Below are 21,433 nucleotides of genomic sequence, written 5' to 3'. Positions count from 1 at the left end.
TTAGGCCAAGATTAGTTAAACCATGCAGATGCTCATAGCATAGCGGCACGTGTGACTAAGTAGTTAGTCGTATTTTGTATTCAGTCGTGATAAATATATACTATTGATGAGCGCTAAAGCACCCACTACAAAATGTAAGTATGTTTGGTTTTAAACTTAGCACAAGAAAGTTTTATACTTTTTGAAATCTTTTTCTCTGAGAAATAAGCTTAGGTAAACTAATAATAAAACTTGTATAAAAATTAACTTTTGTTTCGATTTTAATTTCTCCTTGATGCTGCTGAACAATAATATCATGAGTAATAGATAGACCTAAACCAGTTCCTTCACCAGTGGGTTTAGTTGTAAAAAAGGGATTAAAAATCTTATCCAGTGCTTCTTGTGGAATACCTTCGCCGTTATCGCGGATATGAATTTCTATTCGCTGATCCAAATCTTTAGTTGTTACCGAAAGCATAGGTGAAAATTCTTCGCCGTTGCCTTCTGAATTTGCTATGAAACGCATTTTCTTTTTATATGCTGTATAGCAAGCGTTATTAATTACATTTATAAAAGCACGACTAATATTTTGTGGTACGACATTTAATTGACCAAGATTATCAGCATAATCTGTCTTGATGCTGATATTGAAGGAGGGGATTTTAGCACGCATTCCGTGATAAGCTAAATCGATCGCTTCTGCAAGCAAAGCGTTAATATTTGTCATTTGCCGATCGCCAACTTGTCCCCGCGAGTGCATCAGCATTGCATGTACAATATTATCTGCCCTTTTGCCATGCTCATTGATTTTTTCAGCGTTTTGCTTGATATCGTTTAAAGTTTCTGCAATATATTCTCTGGTTTGTGGATCTAAATGGTCTTGTTGATTTTCAATTTCTTCGCAGAGTTCCTGAGTTAACTCTATAGAAAGCTCGGCAAAGTTGTTAACAAAGTTTAAGGGATTTTTAATCTCATGAGCAATGCCAGTAGTCAAAGCTCCTAGAGAAGCCAACTTTTCTTGGGCAATAATCTGAGCTTGTGTATTTGTTAATGTTTGCAGGGCACTGGCTAACTCCAGATTTGTTTGTTGGAGTTCTTGAGTTCTGATTTCTACTTTCTGCTCTAAAGTCCGGCTGTAACCTTCTAGTTGATCGTAAAGACGGGAATTTTCAATAGAAATGGCGGCTTGAGCCGAAAGGATTCTTAAAACTTCGACGCGATCGCTTGTAAAAGCACCTGTAGTTAAATTATTTTCTAAATATAAAATACCGCTGAGTTTCCCTTGATGAATTAAGGGAGTACAGAGGATAGATTTAGGTTGAGTGGCAACAATGTAAGGATCGAGGGTAAATTGTGCTTCGTGGGTAGCATCATTTAAGACCACATCTCTATGAGTGTGAGCTACATAGTTAATAATAGCTGTTGACAAAATAGGAATTTCAGTTCCAGTAGCTACTGAATCTACTGGCAAGGATTGCAGTAGAGTTAAATTGTCAGCATCTACAATACCTTGGGCTTCAATTACCAATTTTTTTTGTTTATAAAGAATTAAAAAACCTTTTTCCGCGCCAGCATTTTCAATAACAATTTTCATTAACTTTGCTAGCAATTTATCTAAAACAATTTCACCAGAAATTGTTTGTGAGGCTTTCAATACGCTGGAAAAATCTAATACACCTGATGTAGTTTGATCTGAGTTGGTAGTTGAGGGATTTAAACGATTTAGAAAGTTGTCTGTTGAAGTTTTGGTCAAAAATTGTGGGTATCTCGCTTCTAAATCTTTAACCTTAGCCACAGCCCCCCAACGCTGATAAGCATAGTGAGCATCTTGCAGGTAATGGCGAGCTAGATGATTTTGGTTCTTAGCTAAATAAAATCGCCCTGCTAGTTCGTAAGCTAGAGCTTCTTCGTGGAGATATTTGTGTTTATGAGCTAAGGTAATGGCGCGATCGTAATATTCTCTAGCATCTTGATCTTTACCTAATACATAAAAACGCTCAGCTTCTACTAGATAAAACTTGTGCAGATAATTCATAGGAGCATGGTTTGCCCACGTTTTCATCTTTTCTTGATTGACAGCAACTTTTTCGAGAATGCGATTTTGTTCCATTGTGTCAGCATCATGAAACATTACCAACCGAGTCAGCGAATCATAAAAATAAGCCGGGGGTGCAAAGCAAGTTGTTGCCGCATTCACTAAATATTCTTCCAATTTAACTGCATTTTCAATTGCTTGATCAAATTTATAAAAGTGATAACATAGGGTCAGTTTATTTGTATATAAATGCAGCATTGCAGTTCGATCTTGAATTTCTAAATGTAGCGGCAACATTTTGCTCTCATCGTAGACTTCACCATTGAAACAACAGGGATTTTCTGTCTTGCCAATCAAGTTGAGAACTGCCTGCCAAAATATACGATGCCAATTGAGAAATGCTTCTTGCTTAAGTTGAGCGATCGCTTGATAATAAGTTGCTTGTTCTTGTTCAAGTTTTACCAGTTCTCTGCCACTTAAATATGACATCATACAGTAACCCATTGCCCCACCAGCAGCAAATTCAAAATCTCCGCTTTCTAGCCCACTTTGATAAGCTTCTAACTCGTATAGCAACACTTTTCTCAGATGCTCTTTTAAATGCCTGACAAAGTTACAAAACACATATATTTTGGCTTGAAGTTTTGTGGCGTTGAATTTTTCTAAAAGGTATAAAGCCAATTGACTAAATTGATATGCAGTATCAATCTGCCCCTGACCGCATAAAATTAATCCGTAATTTGCATAAGCAAAAGCTGATTCGGGGGCGTTACCTTCAGTAACCGAAAGATTTACTTGTTGACAGGCTATTAACGGAATCAGTTCATTTACTGTTAAGTAGGCAGGACTCCAGACAATGGTCATGATTTGCATAGCAGCCAGTTTGACTGGATCGGTCATTATGGGCAAGTCAATCAAATCCGAGGGTGATTTTTTTGCTAAAACTAAATCTGTCTGTTTCAAAGCCAGGATGATATCTGCCGGGCTTGGCTGTTCTGGAAAAACTACGTTTAATAACTTCAGTACTTGTAACGCCGTTTTGACAGCTTCTAAATGTTTGTTTTCTGCCCAATATGCTTGGATACGAATTTCGTAAACTTTTACTTTTTCTAATAGTGTCTGGGCTTGTTGCAGGACTATCTCTGTTAATAGCTCCATTGGTGCAAAATTAGTGCTGAGATAGGCTGCCTCGGCTGCTTCTACATGAAGTTTCAAAGTCAGGTTATATTGAGTTTGCCAACTGTCTTTTTGTAATAGCCCTAAACCAATTTGTAAGTAGTTAAATGCCGATTGATAAGCTGTTGAGGCTTTGGCTTTCTTTCCCGCTTGTAAATTTAATTGAGCTAATTGATATTTTTTTAATTGGCAATTAATTAAATCTTGCCCTAGATTTAACTGATTCACAATATCAAATAAGTTTTCATCTTGTTTTTGTGGCAGCGTATTTTGTAGTAATAGTTGACCCACGTGCAGATGCAGGGCTTTTTTATCTGCTTTAGGAATTAGTAAATAGACTGCTTGCTGGATTTTGTCATGTGCAAATTTATATTCTGCTGTCAACCCATCTAACAAGCCTTCCACATCCAGATTTGTCAACTTATAAGTATTGCTCAGTGGTAATATAAATCCTTCGGCGATCGCTGACCAAAGAGCAGATGCTGTTTCTTGTGATGTTTTTTCAGAGATAGTTGATAGTCTTTCTAAGTTAAATTGGTTGCCTAGACAAGCGGCTAACTTCAAAACAGTTTGTGTTGGTGGCGGTAACTTCTGTACCTTATCCGCCATCAATTTCACTACATTATCAGTGATTTGTTGAGATTTGATTTGCTCTAAATTCCATTGCCAACAGTTTTGTTCATAGTTAAAAGTGACTAAGGCTTCTCCATATAAAGACTTCAAAAATTCAGTCATAAAAAAGGGATTACCACCTGTTTTGTTTAAGACTAATTCGGCTAGGGGAATCGCGGTTGTTGACTCACAGTGGCAGATATCGCTCACTAATTGAATCATTTGTGGTAAAGCTAAAGGCGATAATAAAATCTGATTCACTGTTGTTTGGGCTTTCTTGATTTCAGCCAAAGTCAACATTAAAGGATGCGCTGCACTTACTTCGTTTTCTCGATAGGCTCCAATTAAAAAGAGATATTTATTGTCTGCTACTGTCATTAACATCTCAATTAACTTCAACGAAGCTCCATCGATCCATTGCAAATCATCTAAGAAAATAACTAGTGGATGTTCTTGACAGGTAAATACTTTAATAAAATTTTGTAAGACTAAGTTAAAACGATTTTTGGCTTCTGCGGGTGGTAAATTAACTACAGTAGGTTGCAAACCGATAATGAGTTCTACTTCGGGAATGACCTCAATCATTACCTGTCCATTGCCACCTAAAGCCGTGAGCAGTTTTTCTCGCCAAAGAGCGATCGCCATCTCACTTTCTGTAAGTATTTGTAGTACCAATGACCGAAATGCTTGGATAATCGACGTGTAGGGAATATTGCGTTGAAACTGATCAAATTTCCCAGCAATAAAATAGCCGCGCTGGCGGGTAATTGGCTTATAGACTTCTTGCACTAAGGCTGACTTACCAATTCCTGAAAACCCCGACACCAACATCAGTTCGTTTGCACCCAGGCTGACCCGTTCAAAGGCAGCCATTAAAGTTGTAATTTCCTCTTCTCGGCCATATAGTTTTTGCGGAATTTGAAATTTATCTGAGATATCTTGCTGTCCTAATAAAAAAGGTTCAATTCGTTGTTTGGTTTGCCACTGCTGTAAACATACTTCCAAGTCTGCTTTTAATCCATGTACTGATTGGTAACGATCTTCGGCATTTTTATTCATCAATTTCAGCACTATCTCTGAAATTACTTGAGGAATATCTGGCTTATGTTCATGTAGAGGTATAGATTGTTTAGCAATATGACAATGTACTAATTCCAGGGCATCATCTATAGGAAAAGGCAATTGACCTGTCAGTAATTCGTAAAAGGTTACTCCTAGCGAATAAAAATCTGTTCGATAATCAATCGCTCGATTCATTCGTCCAGTTTGTTCTGGGGAGATATAGGCTAGGGTTCCTTCTAACAAATTCGGATTGCGAAACGTGGAGTTTTCTCGTGAAAGTACTGTCGAAATGCCAAAATCAATAAGTTTAACTTGTCCAGTTTGATGATTCCAAACAATATTAGCTGGATTAATATTCTTGTGAATTACTTGACATTGATGTACTTGTCCTATAACTTCCACAATTTGAATGGCAAGGTGAAGAAACTCAGCGAAAGTAAATTCTCTTTTTTTAATGAAGCGATTGAGAGATTCACCGCCAAAATCTTCTAACACCATTACCCATTGATGTAAATAGCTTTCTAAGCTATAAGCTTTTACTACTCCTTGTAGCAGCAAAGATTGGGTAGTTTCATACTCCTGTTTAAACCAAGCTATTTTTTCCGGTGATGGATAAGTTGGTTTGAGAATTTTGAGAATGACTGGTTGAGAGTCTTCTATCCGATATCCGCGATAGACAAGCGAGTTAGGGCTATCATGCAGTTCTTCAATGATTTGGTAGCCTGGAAAAGATGCTGGCATTCATTTACCCTCCCAATTGTTTGAATTGTTGCATAATCTATATATAAATCAATTCTCCCAGTGGTAATAAATCCGCATTAAGAAGAAGTTCTATTTAATATTTTTTAGAAAATTTTTGTATTAAAAATATACTAAAAGCTCTGTTATAACAGAGCTTTTAGTATATTGGTTAGATTCAAGATTGTGGGATGTAATCAAATATATTTTCTAGACCAAACATGCAACTAGAAAATGAGGTTTTTCTAAATTGAGTGTTGGCAATGGCGAAGCTGATAGAAATAAAACCAAAGCTAATCTTCTTTAGAAGGCTCAGGTTCGGGGTCGGGATCGGGAAAAGGATCTTCTGGATTGGGATCATTGCAAATCTCTGCCAATGGAGTCGTTTCATCAGCAAACAAAGCTGCAATTTTGTTACTACTCTTACTTTCAAAAACTGCCTGTTCTATTTCAGATAATCCGAGCATATCTGTCAGAATAATAGGCTGTTGGGCAAATGCTATCTGTTGCTTAGGATTAATAGCAATATCGGTCAGAAAATCGAATAAGCTGCTCATAGTGGAATCTCTCCTAACTATTGGAAAATAAGTTTAATACAACCTCCAAGAGTGAATCTATTTTATCAGTCAACGCTAGCCCACTCTTGGGCGATCGCAGTTAAAACTTGATTGATCTCTTCGGGATTAATTTTCTCGTATCCTTCTTCGTAAACGCGATGTGCCAACTTAGCATATCTTTCAGAAGGAGACAGATTCAAATTAGCAGCTAAAGTCGGCTGATTGAGATTAGCAGCTAAAAAACTTGCTGATGGAGGCAGAAAAACTTCACCAATATCTAAAACGACAGGCCGTTTAAAAACGTTGAGATAAGTCTTTAAACTCTTTTCGAGATCAAGATAAGTTAGTTTCCATTGTTCCAAGGCACTTGCTTGGTTCCCATTGATTTCTAATGCTCTGGCTTTTTGCCGATGAATTGCGGCTCGAAAGGCTATAGCCCAGGCATATTTGCTATTCAACTCGATCGCTCTACTGAAATCTTTGATTGCTTCGTCGTAATTGGGCTGTTCTGGTGTATTATCCTCTCCTTTGAGATGCCCAAGAAATCTATACACAGAGCCTCTGCGGGCAAAAGCCCAAGTATAGCTGGGGTCGATATCGATAGCTTTATCTAAATAGGTTTTGGCGTTAGATAAAAGTATTTTGACTTTTTGTTGATCGTTCCTGGGTCTTTCTGCGATCGCCCACCAAGTATTATTTTCTCCTCGATGTGCCAAAGCCCAAGCATAATTGGGATTTCGTTGGAGTGCTTGGTCAAATTTCTCGTCTGCTTGTTGGTAATACTCAAATTTTTGGTCGTTTAGGCGTTTGAGAGTCCCACCCCGGTATGAGAGCGTTGCGCCCCAATGAGACCAAGCCCATGCATAGTTATCATCTTCTTTAATTGCTTCTTCAAAATACCGACCTGCTCGTTCAAGTAGGCTATCGATATTATCTTTAATAAATTCGTCTTGGTTGTACCTAGCCAACAGACGAAAATTTTCTCCTTCTCTGGCTTTGGCTATGGCTTCTTTCCTGCCCATTTTTATGTCTCCTTGATAGATAAATGCTTTTGTAGTAAAAACTTCACTCTTCAAGTCAGCACTCAAGTACTGACTACGAACAGAGTATTAATCGGGTTCAGCAATTAACATTAAAAACTTCGGTGAGTTTCGTAGTTCTAGCCACGCTACGTCATGACGTGCAAACTCAATCGCCTCTTGATCTAGTAAGATCGCTTCTCGGAGATAGTTCAACGCTATCTCTGGCTGATTCTCAATCGCAGCTAGTCCTCCCAATCGATAAAGAACCATCCCGCGCTCTTGAGTGTCTCGCAAAGTTAACAATAGTGCCCGTGCTTTTTCTATATCTGTACTAGCCTCAGCTAATCCTTGCCAACGAGCTTGAAATATAGCAATGTTATACAGAGCAAAATGATTCTTTGGATCTTCTTGCAAAGCTAACTGACAACAGTCGATCGCCTCAGCGTATTGCCCACAATAACTCAGCAGCGAGCCGCGCTCACTCAGCCAATTGTCAAATACTGTTTGATCAAGGACAATTGCTCTGTCGAAATCAACTAATGCTTCCTCATACCGTCTAAGCAGATCGTAGAGGCGCGCTCGATAGGCAAGTGCCCAAGCATAATTAGGGTTAAGGTCAATTGCTTGGCTAAAATCTGCCAAGGCTTTTTCGTAATAGTGCTTTCCCATCAAGCGGTAGGTTACACCCCGATGAGCAAGCGCCCAAACATAGTCAGGTTTTAATTCTAGGGATTGGTTAAAATCGGCTAGCGCTTGTGGATAGCGTTTCATCAGTCGATAAACTTCTCCTCGGTGGGCAATTGCCCAGGCGTAGGTAGAATTTTGGGCGATCGCTTGGTTAAAGTATATTAAAGCCTCTTCATACTGTTTACCCAAACGGTAGGCTTCCCCTTGATGAGCGATCGCCTCGGTGTTATTGGGATTATGTTTGATTGATTGATTAAGGCTAGCGATCGCTTCCCCGTAACTTTTCAAGTTAATCCTCCTTCGTAGATTAATGATTGAAAACGTGGATAATCACGTAAATTTAGCCAAGCTAAGTCGCGGCGAGCTAATTCCAGTGGCTCATTGTCCAACAAAATAGCTTGTTGAAGATAGTTCAAAGCTTGTTCTATATCACCTTCAAGAGCAGCTAAGCCCCCCAATCTGTAAATAACGCCAGCATTTCTCGAACGTTTAGTTACTGCTTGTAAAATATTTTGTGTTGTTTTTATTTCTAGTTGTGCTGCTGCCAGACCCTGCAATTGGGCTTTAATGACAGCAAGAGTATATGAGGTAACATAATCGTTTGGGTTTTGCTGCAATCCTTGCTCACAACTAGAAATTGCCTCAGAGTATCGCCCTAAATAACTGAGCAGTAGCCCACGCTCACCAGGCCAATGAGGAATGATAGTCTCGTCAAGAGCGATCGCGCGATCAAAATCGACTAATGCTGCTTCATAACGCTCCATTATGATATGAAGGTTAATTCGATAAACAAGGGCCCAAGGATAGTTAGGTTGTAAGTTGATGGCTTGATTAATATCAGCTAAGGCATCATGGTAATACTTTAATTTATAGTGGCTTGCTCCTCTGTGTGCTAACGTCCAGGGGTGTCCTGGTTTAAGGGTAAGAGAACGGCTAAAATCAACTAAGGCTTTTTCGTAGCGTTTCATTTGCCGATATGTTTCCCCTCGGTGAGCGATCGCCCAAGCGTAGTTGGGGTTAAGATCAATGGCGCGGTTAAAATTATCTAAGGCTGCTTCTAAATACCCCATCAACCGACAGGCTTCTCCTTCATCAGCCAGAACTTTAGCATCATTGAGTTTCTGTTCAATCGCTCGGTCGATGTCAGCCAAAGTTTTTTGATAGTAATCCATCCGTTGACTTGCTCTGTTGTAGTTTCTTTGGCAAAAGACATACCCAAACGGGTCATCATTTCACAATCTAAAGTGATTGGGGGTTGAGGCGGGACATAAAGAGTTGAAATCGGTGTAACATCGGCTTCTGGCAGTCTGAACAAAGGAATCCGTTGGATTGTCGGCTCGCAAACTGGGTAATAAACTGCTGCTTGGTAAACAATCACCTCATGGTCAAAACTATAGTGTGTTGCCAAAACTTCAGCTAACACTGTTAGTCCATGTAAATGTTCCCCTTCTTTGTAAAAACCAAGATTACCGACCATTGCAATCTGCCACAAAATCAACGCGCTAGTGGGATCAAATCTGCGATGTCGGATTAAAAAGTCTGTGGCTTCAAAACTCTGACAACCATTACGTCCGGGATCAAGACCAAGATCAGCGTATAGGCAATCTTCGGCAGAAATTCCAGGGAGCATTTGTGCTGTGAAACCTTCACTACGCGCCTGTTTGATTGCTTGATGTGCTGGATCAGCAAAGACACCAGGATGTCCGTAGAAAACAACACAAACGTTTAACCCCTGACGAACTCCAATCAGCATTCTCTCGACCATTTCACTGTAGGTCTTTTTACGCCGCTTAAGATTTTTGTTGTAAGGCAGTGCTTCTGCCGTAGCATTAAGCGATCGCAGCCATTTTGCGGTGATTGGGTCAGCTACTGCAAACAAAACCTTATCAGCCTGCTCAATCCAGGCTTTTGCAGCTAAAGTTAAATGACCTACTAATTGAATACCCGTACCAACAATAATTAAAGAACCAACTTTCAAATTTAAATTCCTCCTCACTTTAAGAAGGTTTTACTCAGTTATGGGTTGTTTGAAAAGTAATTGGTTGTGACTTTATGTACTTATTGATCCCCCCAGTCCACGCCACTTGCTCCACTTGCTGAGGAAGCTCAAGTCTTGGCGGTTCCCTTCGAGTTGAAACTTCTGTTAGCGTAGCGCTAGCGAGCTTGCGTTCGCTTTTAGCGTCTCTTAGAGAGCGTCACCCGGAGGGAGAGACCCTAGACACTCACGGACTCGTGCTTCACTGTGCGATCGCTTTCTTGAAAAGTTTCGCGCCGGCTCCCCTTAAAAAGGAGAATTTAGGGGGATATAAAAGTATTCGATACATCACTAAAGACATTTAAAACATCATTTTAATTTCCATCATAAATCTACGAACATATCACTTATTTCTGAATTAGCAACATGTAGTTGTTGTTTTAATTCATTAATTATTCCTAATATTTAGAGTGTCCGGATCGCTAAACTCAAACTAGCACGAATATTAAAATGCATACTTAAAATACACCTTTCCTAAAAGGTTTGGTCAATATTTATCTAGTTTACAGATATCAATCTCTGCTAATTACGTAAAAAAATACAAATTTAAGTTGACTTAACCACAGATTATTATATCGTTTTTTTATTATTGCACAATACGAAAATATGCAAAAGATACATTTTTTTATATTTGATTGAATATGAGCTTTTTGGAATTTTAAATAACTTAAATATGAGGTTTTATATGAGGTTTTATATGAGGTTTTTATAGTTAAAAAGATAAATAACGTGATATCAACAAATGGACGGTGGTAGTGATACTGAGGATTGCTTAGTATATTTGTTGCTATACTTGTGCAACAAACAGTATAAGTATGAACAGATAAAACTTGGAATGATTATCTATAATTGGCAAATAGCAAGACAAGAAAATATTGAAACGAATTAACAAGCTCATTAAGACAACGATTTTATTAGAAAATTTATACTAATATTTGTCTCTCTTCAGGAAGGAAATCCCGCTGAAAATAGTGCCGATATAACTGACAACTAAATGTAGCTTTATTATTAGCTAATTTAATTAGTCCCATACTACTCAACTTATATGCGGTGATGGGTTCTAACAATACAGGTTCACGAGTACTCATCACAGCACTAAGAGCGATCGCTAATTCCGGCTGTTTTTGCAAAGTCGCCCAATGACGCTGTAAGTGATGCACATAAATTCCTGTAGATGTTGGTGCAGTTTTTAGTAATTGTGGGAGTGTTATTTCCCCGCGGTTCAGGTGGTATAGTGCTATATTTACCAATGCAGGATGTCCCCCAACCATATCCATAAGTTGTTTAGCTTCTTTTCCATCAGTCCATTCCAGTCCATAGCGCTGGGCCAACTGCTGTACTTGCTTTAAAGTGAAGCAGGTTAACTGAACTGGTAAACCAACATTAAAGGGAGATTGCTGTAGTTGCAGCGGCACATAAATTTCAGTCGAGTGAACTATAATCAAACGAAGTTTTTGCCAGATAGCCAATCTCTTAGCTTCTTCATACCAAGAACGCAGCAGGGGTAAAAAATCCTTTGCCACTTGAGGATACTCAAAAATGTGGTGCGCTTCATCCAATACTAAAACCAAAGGAGAATCAATCCGTTCTAGTAGACAATTGCGAAAGTATAAACTACAGCTGACTTTGCTACCAATATCTTCATCCCAGTAATCATCAAGTTTGGCATCAAAATCAAGCTGACTAGTGACGTTCGCACATAGCCAGCGCAAAAAACGATTCAGATTGCTCAATATAGCTTGGTCAGTTTGCTCCAGATTTAGGCTAACAGTACAATAGCCCTGACGTTCCGCATAGTCTAGAGCCCTGAGGATGAGTGAAGTTTTACCCATTTCTCTAGGAGCCTTAATACGCACCAAAGCTCCTGGCTTTCTAATTTCTGCATATACCTGCTCATCAATAAAAGAGCGTTCCAGATAAAAGGAGGAATTGAGTGGAACTGAACCACTGGGATAGCGAGGTGAATACTCTTGGTTAGTATCTGAGGGAAATTCTATGGATTGCTTTTGAATGCTGATGACTGACACTGTTTGAGAAGCACCATAAGATTCCAGCAACAGACGACAGTTTTTTTTAGTAATGCGCTGGCCAATTAGTGCAGATAGGCGTTGAAACAATTCTGGAGCAACTACATTGGTCAAGTATCCAGTACTATAGCCACCCTCCTCAGCAATTCTACTATAGGTCTGATAATGCCAGATACCTCGAATAATTAAAATTTCTGCGGAATTGAGAGAGCGATTTTGATTTTCCCGCAGCTTGTGATTCACAATCCGAATGAGAGAATCAAGGTTCATAGAGGCTCAAAGCTCATCTTGTACCTGTAAATTGACCTGTCCATAACCAAAATACCGTTTTTTGGCATGAATCTATATGTAGGGAATATTCTTCTTTATACTTCTGAGAAATATTAATTATATTTATTAACCCTCAGCCCTCAAACTAAAAGCCTGGGGGGTATTTAGACACATTTTATACAGATATATTATCAGTAACCTATCGAAGTTCGGATGGTATAATTTCACCGTGAGCTACAGTAACTTCATTTACTTAACTAAAAGCTACCAAAGCTATCACATTAAACAAGCCTAAATTGAAGTTTATCGCTACTAATCTTGTATAAAGAGGCAGTAACCTCATACAGTTACCATCGGTCAGATACATTCACTACATTTAAACCATGAAAGTCAAAAAAATTATTGCTGCTTTATGCGTTGGTTTAATGTTAATTGTTTCCTCTCCTAAGTCCGTAAAAGCTGAACCAGTTACTATTTGGGGAATTATTAAGATTATCGGGTTCATCACTACGGTAGCTGGGTTTTGGCTTGCTGTGCAACGAGCTACAGTAGCACAACATGATTCTGCTACTAACTCTATTCTAAAACACTTAGAAGATAATGCCGAGTTTCCTGTAAATGATCTGTGTGTAAGCCCTGACATCAAAAATGGAACAATCAAAAAAGGCTGGCTTGTTTCTATTGATGACAAAAAATACCTACATCATGTAGTTAAGTCTGAATTTTGTAAAGGAGGTAGAACATCTGAAAATGGTAAATATATCATTGGTGTTTTTACCAGTGAGTATCATGCGAAAAACTTTGCTACAGTAGTCAAATATAGGACAGAAAATGAAATTGATGTATATGTCAGTACGAAAGCAGTAGAATACTAGTCTAGGAACTGACAAAAAACAAAATATACACTCTTAAATATCGGGTATGAGGTGCTATTGCAGACACCAGATAATCTTAATGTTTTTTACTTTTCTCTGTCTATAGTGATTGAAGAGGGATATAAGTTTGAAGCAAACATTGAGATCAAATTTGTTGTTTTCAGAAATAAAAAAACAAGTCTAGCTTTTACCGAAATAGTCCAACACAAGAGCATACTTGGTTCTTAAGCAAAATGTAAAACCTTGTTTAGACGTACACAATAGTATGTATTCCTTACACAGACATCATACAGAATTTTCTTGGTTCAGTTTTTTTCCATAAGGCAAAAACAAGCGCATATTATCTAACAATACTTTTGCCAAAATAAGAGCCTAAAAAAATTTTGCCAGTTTTGCCAAAATACCCATACATAAGCGTTTCACTTGAAAGGTAGTTTGTTATCTCAAACACCTATACTGCGGTAAATACATTAAAAAAAACCTTGTGGGAAATATTAAAGGAATTTTTAGAACTTATTGTTTTTGCCAAACCTCAGAGAACAGTGAGTTAATAATGAAACCATCATCAACTCAGCCTCGTAAATTGGCGAAGTATTACCCGGTTGCAACTCCTATTCCAGTAATATAGGTAATTATCAAGAAGTTTTAATAGATAGCTCATGTCTTCAACTCCTTTGACACTGAATTTAATTGAGGGTTCTGTCTCCTTTAGTTTTTCACCCCAAGCAGCACGGGAATTAAAAACAGCTACAGATCAACTGATGGAGCGTCTTAAAGCTGTTGCTTCTAAACCAACACTTGGTAGTGGTAAAGTTACTCCTCAGCCTCCCTTAGAATACCGCTACACTGGTGGAGTGTTTTTAGAAATTTTCTGCAATCCTAATATCTGGCCTACTCCCTTTGCAGCCAAAGTCTTACTCACCATCCGCGATGTCAGCATTCGTTTGACTACAGAAGCTGAACTTACCAGGATTATTGAAGACATTAATCAGTATTTAGAGCAAGTAGGATAAAAAGTTGTAAAAAAATAAAATCGGGATGACTGGATTCGAACCAGCGGCCCCTTCGTCCCGAACGAAGTGCGCTACCAAGCTGCGCCACATCCCGCCATCAATATGGCATTGCTTTACCAAGATATCACAAATTTATATCTATACATAGTAGAACTCAACAAAGGCTTTGCTTGCTACGATTAGATTTGTATAACTTTCAGCGGTAAGCGGATTGTGACTGTTAAACCAGACTGGCTGCGGGTAAAAGCGCCTCAGTGGGAGCGCGTAGGTAACGTTAAAGAAGTTTTGCGGGATTTAGCGCTCAATACGGTTTGTGAAGAAGCATCATGTCCAAATATTGGTGAGTGCTTCAAAGCTGGTACTGCCACATTTTTGATTATGGGCCCAGCCTGTACCCGTGCTTGCCCCTATTGTGATATTGACTTTGAGAAAAAACCTCAAGCTTTAGACCCTACAGAACCAGAACGACTAGCGCAAGCTGTCCATCGCATGAGACTTAATCATGTAGTAATAACTTCTGTTAACCGAGATGATTTACCTGATGGTGGGGCATCCCAGTTTGTAAAGTGTATTGCGGCAGTGCGTAAAATTTCACCTCAAACGACAATTGAGGTACTAATTCCTGACTTGTGCGGCAATTGGAATGCTTTAGAAATGATTTTGCAAGCTGCACCGGAAGTCTTAAACCACAACACAGAGACTGTTCCACGTTTATACCGACGGGTGCGTCCCCAAGGAAACTACGATCGCACATTGGAATTATTGCAGCAAACACGCCAAATTGCTCCAAAAACATATACCAAATCCGGTATCATGGTGGGACTTGGCGAAACTGATGCAGAAATTCGTCAGGTGATGCAAGACTTGCGAACAGCAGATTGCGATATCTTGACAATTGGGCAATATCTCCAACCCAGTCAAAAGCACTTGCAAGTAAATGAATTTGTCCATCCAGAACAATTTGCTGCTTGGAAAGTATTCGGTGAAGAAATAGGATTTTTACAAGTTGTTTCTTCACCCTTGACTCGAAGTTCATACCATGCAGAACAAGTAAGAGAATTAATGAAACGCTATCCCCGCAATCGAGGATAAAAAACAAGGAAACTGACCAATGACTAATCCACAATCGGTTGCAATTTTGGGTGCAGGTGCTTGGGGTGCATCTTTAGCAAATCTAGCAGCAGCAAATGGTCATAATGTGCGCTTGTGGTCACGTCAGGGGTCAGAAACTTTAGAAGCAGTAGTACGAGATGCCCAATTAGTTCTGTCTGCTATATCAATGAAAGGTGTTAGGGATGTTGCTTCTCAAGTACAGTCTTTTCCCATATCTCCAAAGGCAATTTTTGTCACCGCAACCAAAGGCTTAGATCCTCAAACTACCTACACACCTTCGCAAATTTGGCAAACAGCATTTCCTAACCATGCAGTAGTTGTTTTATCAGGTCCCAATTTATCTCAAGAAATTCAACAATCATTGCCAGCTGCAACGGTAGTTGCTAGCAGTGTAACTACTGCGTCTGTACTAGTACAACTGGTATTTTCTTCTTCTCATTTCCGCGTTTATACCAATCCTGACCCCGTAGGTGTGGAACTGGGAGGAACACTGAAGAATGTAATTGCGATCGCAGCTGGTGTATGTGATGGCTTACAATTAGGAACTAATGCCAAAGCTGCTTTAGTCACCCGTGGACTTACAGAAATGGTTCGGATCGGCAACTTTTGGGGAGCGAAGACGGAAACATTTTACGGTTTATCGGGTCTAGGAGATTTGTTAGCTACCTGCAATAGTCCTCTCAGTCGCAACTACCAAGTTGGCTACCAAATGGCCCGTGGTCAAACACTTACAGAAACTCTGGCAAATTTGCCAGGAACCGCTGAGGGAGTTAATACTTGTGAGGTTTTGGTGCAAGTAGCTAAGCAGCAAAAGATTAATATCCCGATTACCGAGGAAGTTTATCGATTACTTAAAGGTGAAGTCACACCCCGACAAGCACTTGAAGAACTGATGCTGCGAGACATCAAGCCAGAATACGATTATTAACCAGTCGTTAAAGTTAATTAGTTATTAGCTAGTAGTTGCGTTGTTTTGCGTAACTACTAACTTATCCATCACATCTAATGATTCCCAAATAATCCTTAGAGAAAAATTAGTAAATCGTCAGGATATTACTTTCCTAGTCGTGTAGATATGACTATGCCAATGATAAACATAATTTTTACTGAAAGATGTTTATACCCGTTACAAGAGTAACAGTCCACATATATCAAAGTTGAAATGCTGACTAGGTAGTTTGAAATTATTAGCCTAGCCGTGATTTGAATAGCTATTGGTTCAATCAGACACTCAGATGTCTGAAAATAACCAGTGCAGTTTTTTTCAAAAAAACCGTACTGAAATTCTCAACCGTGTTAGTTCATCTTGAATCACGGGAACAATAGCAACAGTTGATTAGCTGACCCTTCGGGTTTGCAGTTGCCTAGGTCGGGCTAACCTTCCTGCAGCGCTGACTCACCGTAATCTATTGTTACCTGGAGCCATTGAGACGATTTTATGCCAGCAACATCTTTTTACGCAGATGCCGCCTACAATACCCCAAAATCTCGCCAGGTTTTGGACTCAGATCTCACGATTGATGACAGTGAGTTGTCGGCAGATGATCTACAGGAGCTAGAAATAGCTGCTGCTGATCCTGCTAACTTTGGTGCTAACACTAACCGTCGCAGTACAGATCTGGTACGTCTATATCTTCAGGAAATTGGTCGAGTTAGGTTATTAGGGCGTGATGAAGAAGTTTCAGAAGCTCAAAAAGTCCAGCGCTACTTGCGGATGCGTATAGTACTTGCCAATGCTGCCAAGCAAGGGGATGAAGTAGTTTCACCTTATCTAAGGTTAATTGAAGTTCAGGAGCGTTTAACTTCTGAATTGGGACATCGTCCGTCTTTAGAAAGGTGGGCTACTACAGCTGGTGTAAATTTGTCGGATCTCAAACCGATTTTGGCAGATGGTAAGCGTCGTTGGGCAGAAATTGCCAAGTTGACCGTAGAAGAATTGGAGAAAGTCCAGACTCAAGGACTCCAGGCAAAAGAACACATGATCAAGGCTAATCTTCGCTTGGTTGTGTCTGTTGCCAAGAAGTATCAAAATCGTGGTTTGGAATTATTGGATTTAGTCCAAGAAGGCACACTAGGTTTGGAGCGTGCAGTAGAAAAATTTGACCCTACTAAAGGATATCGCTTTAGCACCTACGCTTACTGGTGGATTCGTCAAGGAATTACAAGAGCGATCGCTACTTCTAGTCGCACGATCCGCTTACCTGTACATATTACAGAAAAACTTAACAAAATTAAAAAAGCTCAGCGTAAAATTGCTCAAGAAAAAGGTCGTACTCCAACATTAGAAGACTTGGCAATTGAGTTAGACATGACTCCTACCCAAGTCCGGGAAGTTTTGTTAAGAGTACCTCGTTCTGTTTCTTTAGAAACTAAGGTAGGTAAGGATAAGGACACTGAGTTAGGCGAATTACTCGAAACCGACAGTGTGACTCCTGAAGAAATGCTAATGCGAGAATCTTTACAAAAAGACTTGCATAATTTGTTAGCTGATTTAACTAGCCGCGAGCGTGATGTGATTTTGATGCGGTTTGGTTTAGCAGATGGTCATCCTTACTCTCTTGCAGAAATTGGCCGCGCTCTTGATTTATCGCGGGAACGGGTACGCCAAATTGAATCAAAAGCTTTGCAGAAACTACGTCAACCCAAACGACGCAACCTTATCCGCGACTATTTGGAATCCCTCAGCTAGTTACTGGCGGGGCCATGAACGCTCCGCCTCCTAATTTATAATTAATAGTCTATAGTAAACAAAGCTTTTACTAGGGACTTTTTATCCTTAACTATTTCTAGCTAACTAACTTGATCTTTGCTACTAAAATGTCTTTCTAGCTTATAGAAAACTTTTTGCACTTAAGTACAGGTAATATTTACCAATCATGTTTTTGATAATCCCTTGAGAATAGGGATCATAATCACTATATGGCTGACTTATATTTCGTTAATTATTTTTGAGACTTTAATAAATATTCTCAATAAGTCATAATTGTTGCAAACAGCTCAAAACATTTGTTATATTCTCAATTAACAGGCTTTATTGAGAAAAATTAGTATGACTGTCTATACAACTACTTCACTCAAGGCAGAATTAAACGAACGAGGCTGGCGTTTAACTCCCCAGCGCGAAACAATTTTACACATTTTTCAAGAACTTCCGCAAGGTCAACATCTCAGTGCCGAGGATCTTTATCATCGATTAGAAGGTGAAGGTGAAGGTATCAGTCTTTCAACTATCTACCGGACACTAAAGTTGATGGCACGGATGGGGCTTTTACGAGAGCTAGAACTGGGAGAAGGTCATAAACATTATGAAATTAATCAGCCTTATCCCCATCATCACCACCACTTGATTTGTGTGAAGTGTAACGCGACTATTGAGTTTAAAAACGACTCCATTTTAAAAATAGGTGCAAAAACTGCCCAAAAAGAAGGTTTTCACCTGCTTGATTGCCAAATGACCATTCATGCAGTGTGCCCCAAGTGCCAACGGGCACTGATGCCACTTTAGCACTTGGGTGAGATAACAAAGCGGAGTTACTCAGGTCAACTAATAACTTTGAGCAATTTCCTATTAATTGTTATCGGAGGTAAGCAACCCGTTGAGTACTTGTATTGATAGAACCTAAGCGGATGCTAAAAGCTTCCGCTTCTAATATCACTAAGGCTGATACCGTAGTATTCCTGGGCTTGCTTAATCGCTTTTTTCGTGTCATCTGCCATTACACCGTTGAGTTGGCCTTTATAAAAGCCCTTGTCCCGTAGCCGTCTTTGAATTTCTAGGACACTAAAATCACTTTTGGAAGCGGTCTTAACTAAGCTATATAACTTACCTCTGGTAGTGGGGCCAGCTACACCACTAGCTGCCAAGTAATTAGCTCCTTGAAATCGACGTACAGCATCCGCAGTATAAGGGCCAAAGTAGCCATTTGGTTCTCCCTCTAAATATCCTGCTCGGATCAAATGTTCTTGCAAAACTCTCACTGCTTCGCCGCGATCGCCTATAGTGAGTTTATCTTTGTCAACAACTGCTTTGGGAGCATCTTCTCCACCAACACCAACTGGTGGTAATTTGCTCAGTGTAGCTGGGCCGACAATACCATCAACATCTAATTTGTAAGTCTTTTGGAACTTTTTGACAGCCTCTTCAGTGATTGGGCCAAATATCCCAGTGGCGTTACCGTAGTAAAAACCTGCAACTCGCAAACGTTGTTGTAGAGTTCTCACATCTTCACCTTCATCACCTTTGACAAGTAAACCAGAATTACGGCGTTTGTTGGTTACGGAACTAGCAGTACTAGTATTTTTAGCTGCGGTACTAGTGGCAATGGGTTTTTTAGCTGCTGTACTAGTATTGGTTGTTCTAACTTGTGTACTGGTAGTATTAGTTTTTTGAATTTGGTTACTTATCGGTTGCGTGCGCCAAGCTTCTAATTTTTGCAGGGTAGTTGTTCCTACAATGCCGTTAACTGTTATGCCATTAGCTTTTTGAAAGCGCCTGACAGCATCTTCTGTGGGAAAATCATAGACTTGGGTAATAGGAGCTTGATAAAAACCTGCTTGTTGCAACTTTTGTTGCAAATTTTTGACAGAAGGGCCTTGATCACCTCTTTCCAGTGCCAAGGCGCTACCGACAGAACTGAGAACAGACAAAGTGAGGGCAAGGGGTAGCATACAACTCCAAGCCTTACTAGAAAGTCGTTTCCAGTCTGGCGCATCTTCCTGACTTAATAAAGCTTTTAAAGATATGAGTTCATTGGATTCGCTGTTTTCATGGGCGAAAGCTAAGTGCAAATACGCAATGCTGTCCATACTTGTTTCCTAAATCACTTGTTTTGTTATTTTTCTTCGATCACTGCTTCAGCTTGATGTACTAAGTTCCGCAAAGTTTCTAACATCAGTATATTTACATTTTCCCATAAACCGCGCTGAGATGCTTCTAATAATCTTTCTGCAATATCACGCAAAGCATAGGGATTCTTTCGATGAATAAATTCCGAGACTATTGGATCAAGCAGATAAGCTTGTGCTATGCCCTGATACATGTAGTCTTCCACACATTTGGCTGTGGCATCGTAGGCGAATAAATAATCTACAGTTGCGGACATTTCAAATGCACCCTTGTAGCCATGACGCATCATACCAGCAATCCATTTGGGATTGACTACGCGAGAACGATACACCCGTGCGATTTCTTCTTTGAGTTTGCGGATGCGTGGTTGAGCAGGAATGGAATTATCACCAAAATAGGTTTGGGGATTTTTGCCTTGGAGAGAACGTACCGCAGCCGTTAAGCCTCCTTGAAATTGGTAATAATCATCAGAATCGAGCAAGTCGTGTTCACGGTTGTCTTGATTGTGTAAAACAACTTGCATCTGCTTTAAGCGTTGTTCAAATGCTTCCGGTGCAGCATTTCCTACTAAACCCCCAATGCTTTGATTAGTATCAGCGCTCGTGTAAGCGTAACAACTCCAGTTGATGTAGGCACGAGCTAAATCCTCATCATCTGTCCAATTTTGCGATTCAATTAAGCCTTGGAGTCCCGCGCCGTAAGCACCTGGTTGAGAACCAAAAACCCGGTAGCGCGATCGTACCTGAGCATTTTCTGAAGTTAAACCTTGTTGCATCCAAAAATCAGTATCTTGACGAACTTGCTCCGCGAGGGGATTATACTCTGAAAGTTCATCTAAAGCTGCTACTGCTGTTACTGCTTGCTCGAATAAATCAATTAAATTGGGAAAAGCATCCCGGAAAAAGCCAGAAATTCGCAAGGTTACGTCTACACGGGGACGTGCCAAAATCGATAATGGCAAGATTTCAATATCTACTACCCGTCGTGCTGCACCATCCCACACAGGACGCACGCCCAACAAAGCCAAAGCTTCAGCAATATCATCACCACCAGTTCGCATCGTGGCGGTTCCCCATAATGATAATCCCAGTGTTTTGGGATACTCACCATGTTCCTGTGTATAACATTCAATTAAATTCTCAGCAGCTTTTCTGCCTACATCCCAAGCTGTTTCTGTGGGGATAGCACGGATATCAACTGAGTAAAAATTCCTTCCAGTTGGCAAGACTTCCGGTCGCCCGCGCGTAGGTGCGCCAGATGGAGCGCTCTGGATATATTTACCATCCAGTCCATGCAAAAGATTGGTAATTTCTTGGTGGGTTTGTTGGAGAGCAGGGAGGAGTTTGGAGCTTATCCAGTCGAGGGAAAGAGGCAGGGGGGCAGGGG

General features: G+C 39.9%; 15 protein-coding genes and 1 tRNA gene. 6 read left to right on the top strand and 10 right to left on the bottom strand.

Annotation, left to right across the window (positions count from 1 at the left end; all coding sequences use genetic code 11):
- Nucleotides 1–172 precede the first annotated feature (172 nt).
- The 7 genes from I8751_RS08965 to I8751_RS08935 all read right to left on the bottom strand — a co-directional run bounded on the left by I8751_RS08965 (nucleotide 173) and on the right by I8751_RS08935 (nucleotide 12,200).
- Nucleotides 173–5,605, bottom strand: a complete 5,433-nt coding sequence (locus I8751_RS08965) for a trifunctional serine/threonine-protein kinase/ATP-binding protein/sensor histidine kinase (RefSeq protein ID WP_214438828.1) — start codon at nucleotides 5,603–5,605, stop codon at nucleotides 173–175.
- A gap of 290 nt (nucleotides 5,606–5,895) precedes the next feature.
- Nucleotides 5,896–6,159, bottom strand: a complete 264-nt coding sequence (locus I8751_RS08960; RefSeq protein WP_214438827.1) for a hypothetical protein — start codon at nucleotides 6,157–6,159, stop codon at nucleotides 5,896–5,898.
- A 65-nt stretch (nucleotides 6,160–6,224) separates the two neighbouring features.
- Complete coding sequence (locus I8751_RS08955; RefSeq protein WP_214438826.1) at nucleotides 6,225–7,181, bottom strand: tetratricopeptide repeat protein; 957 nt, start codon at nucleotides 7,179–7,181, stop codon at nucleotides 6,225–6,227.
- A gap of 87 nt (nucleotides 7,182–7,268) precedes the next feature.
- A complete protein-coding gene (locus I8751_RS08950) occupies nucleotides 7,269–8,156 on the bottom strand; it encodes a tetratricopeptide repeat protein (RefSeq protein WP_214438825.1) in 888 nt (295 codons plus the stop codon).
- Entirely contained in the window at nucleotides 8,153–9,040 is an 888-nt protein-coding gene (locus tag I8751_RS08945; protein ID WP_214438824.1) for a tetratricopeptide repeat protein, read from the bottom strand. The genes I8751_RS08950 and I8751_RS08945 overlap by 4 nt, the downstream gene beginning before the upstream one ends.
- Complete coding sequence (locus I8751_RS08940; protein ID WP_214438823.1) at nucleotides 8,938–9,846, bottom strand: SAM-dependent methyltransferase; 909 nt, start codon at nucleotides 9,844–9,846, stop codon at nucleotides 8,938–8,940. Before I8751_RS08940 ends, I8751_RS08945 begins: the two co-directional genes overlap by 103 nt.
- A 980-nt stretch (nucleotides 9,847–10,826) precedes the next feature.
- Nucleotides 10,827–12,200, bottom strand: coding sequence for an AAA-like domain-containing protein (locus I8751_RS08935; RefSeq protein ID WP_214438822.1), 1,374 nt, complete (start codon nucleotides 12,198–12,200; stop codon nucleotides 10,827–10,829).
- Nucleotides 12,201–12,583: 383 nt separating this feature from the next.
- On the opposite strand from I8751_RS08935, the gene I8751_RS08930 reads away from it, so the two are divergent.
- The gene (locus I8751_RS08930; RefSeq protein ID WP_214438821.1) at nucleotides 12,584–13,075 is read left to right on the top strand and encodes a hypothetical protein; all 492 of its coding nucleotides are present in this window, start codon (nucleotides 12,584–12,586) and stop codon (nucleotides 13,073–13,075) included.
- A 659-nt stretch (nucleotides 13,076–13,734) separates the two neighbouring features.
- The gene (locus I8751_RS08925) at nucleotides 13,735–14,088 is read left to right on the top strand and encodes a hypothetical protein (RefSeq protein WP_214438820.1); all 354 of its coding nucleotides are present in this window, start codon (nucleotides 13,735–13,737) and stop codon (nucleotides 14,086–14,088) included.
- Nucleotides 14,089–14,108: 20 nt separating this feature from the next.
- Here I8751_RS08925 and I8751_RS08920 read toward each other — a convergent pair.
- Nucleotides 14,109–14,182: transfer RNA gene (locus I8751_RS08920), tRNA-Pro, on the bottom strand.
- Between the two features lie 119 nt (nucleotides 14,183–14,301).
- Here I8751_RS08920 and lipA point away from each other — a divergent pair.
- The 4 genes from lipA to I8751_RS08900 all read left to right on the top strand — a co-directional run bounded on the left by lipA (nucleotide 14,302) and on the right by I8751_RS08900 (nucleotide 18,706).
- Complete coding sequence (gene lipA, locus I8751_RS08915; RefSeq protein ID WP_214438819.1) at nucleotides 14,302–15,180, top strand: lipoyl synthase; 879 nt, start codon at nucleotides 14,302–14,304, stop codon at nucleotides 15,178–15,180.
- A 19-nt stretch (nucleotides 15,181–15,199) separates the two neighbouring features.
- Nucleotides 15,200–16,129 (top strand): NAD(P)H-dependent glycerol-3-phosphate dehydrogenase, encoded by a 930-nt coding sequence (locus I8751_RS08910; protein WP_214438818.1) that lies wholly within the window; start codon nucleotides 15,200–15,202, stop codon nucleotides 16,127–16,129.
- Nucleotides 16,130–16,639: 510 nt separating this feature from the next.
- On the top strand, nucleotides 16,640–17,890 hold the full coding sequence (sigC, locus tag I8751_RS08905; protein ID WP_214438817.1) for an RNA polymerase sigma factor SigC: 1,251 nt from the start codon (nucleotides 16,640–16,642) through the stop codon (nucleotides 17,888–17,890).
- Nucleotides 17,891–18,250: 360 nt separating this feature from the next.
- On the top strand, nucleotides 18,251–18,706 hold the full coding sequence (locus tag I8751_RS08900) for a Fur family transcriptional regulator (protein WP_214438816.1): 456 nt from the start codon (nucleotides 18,251–18,253) through the stop codon (nucleotides 18,704–18,706).
- 125 nt (nucleotides 18,707–18,831) lie between these two features.
- On the opposite strand, the gene I8751_RS08895 is transcribed toward I8751_RS08900, so the two are convergent.
- Both I8751_RS08895 and I8751_RS08890 read right to left on the bottom strand, forming a co-directional pair.
- Nucleotides 18,832–20,007 carry a peptidoglycan-binding domain-containing protein gene (locus tag I8751_RS08895; protein WP_214438815.1) on the bottom strand — a complete coding sequence of 392 codons (1,176 nt, stop codon included), beginning with the start codon at nucleotides 20,005–20,007 and terminating at the stop codon, nucleotides 18,832–18,834.
- 26 nt (nucleotides 20,008–20,033) lie between these two features.
- Nucleotides 20,034–21,433, bottom strand: a 1,400-nt coding sequence (locus I8751_RS08890; protein WP_214438814.1) for a cobaltochelatase subunit CobN, incomplete at its 5' end; no start/stop codon positions are given.

This window comes from Atlanticothrix silvestris CENA357 (assembly GCF_016056295.1).
Classification (GTDB): Bacteria; Cyanobacteriota; Cyanobacteriia; order Cyanobacteriales; family Nostocaceae; genus Atlanticothrix; species Atlanticothrix silvestris.
This window is presented reverse-complemented; position numbering and strand designations above follow the sequence as displayed.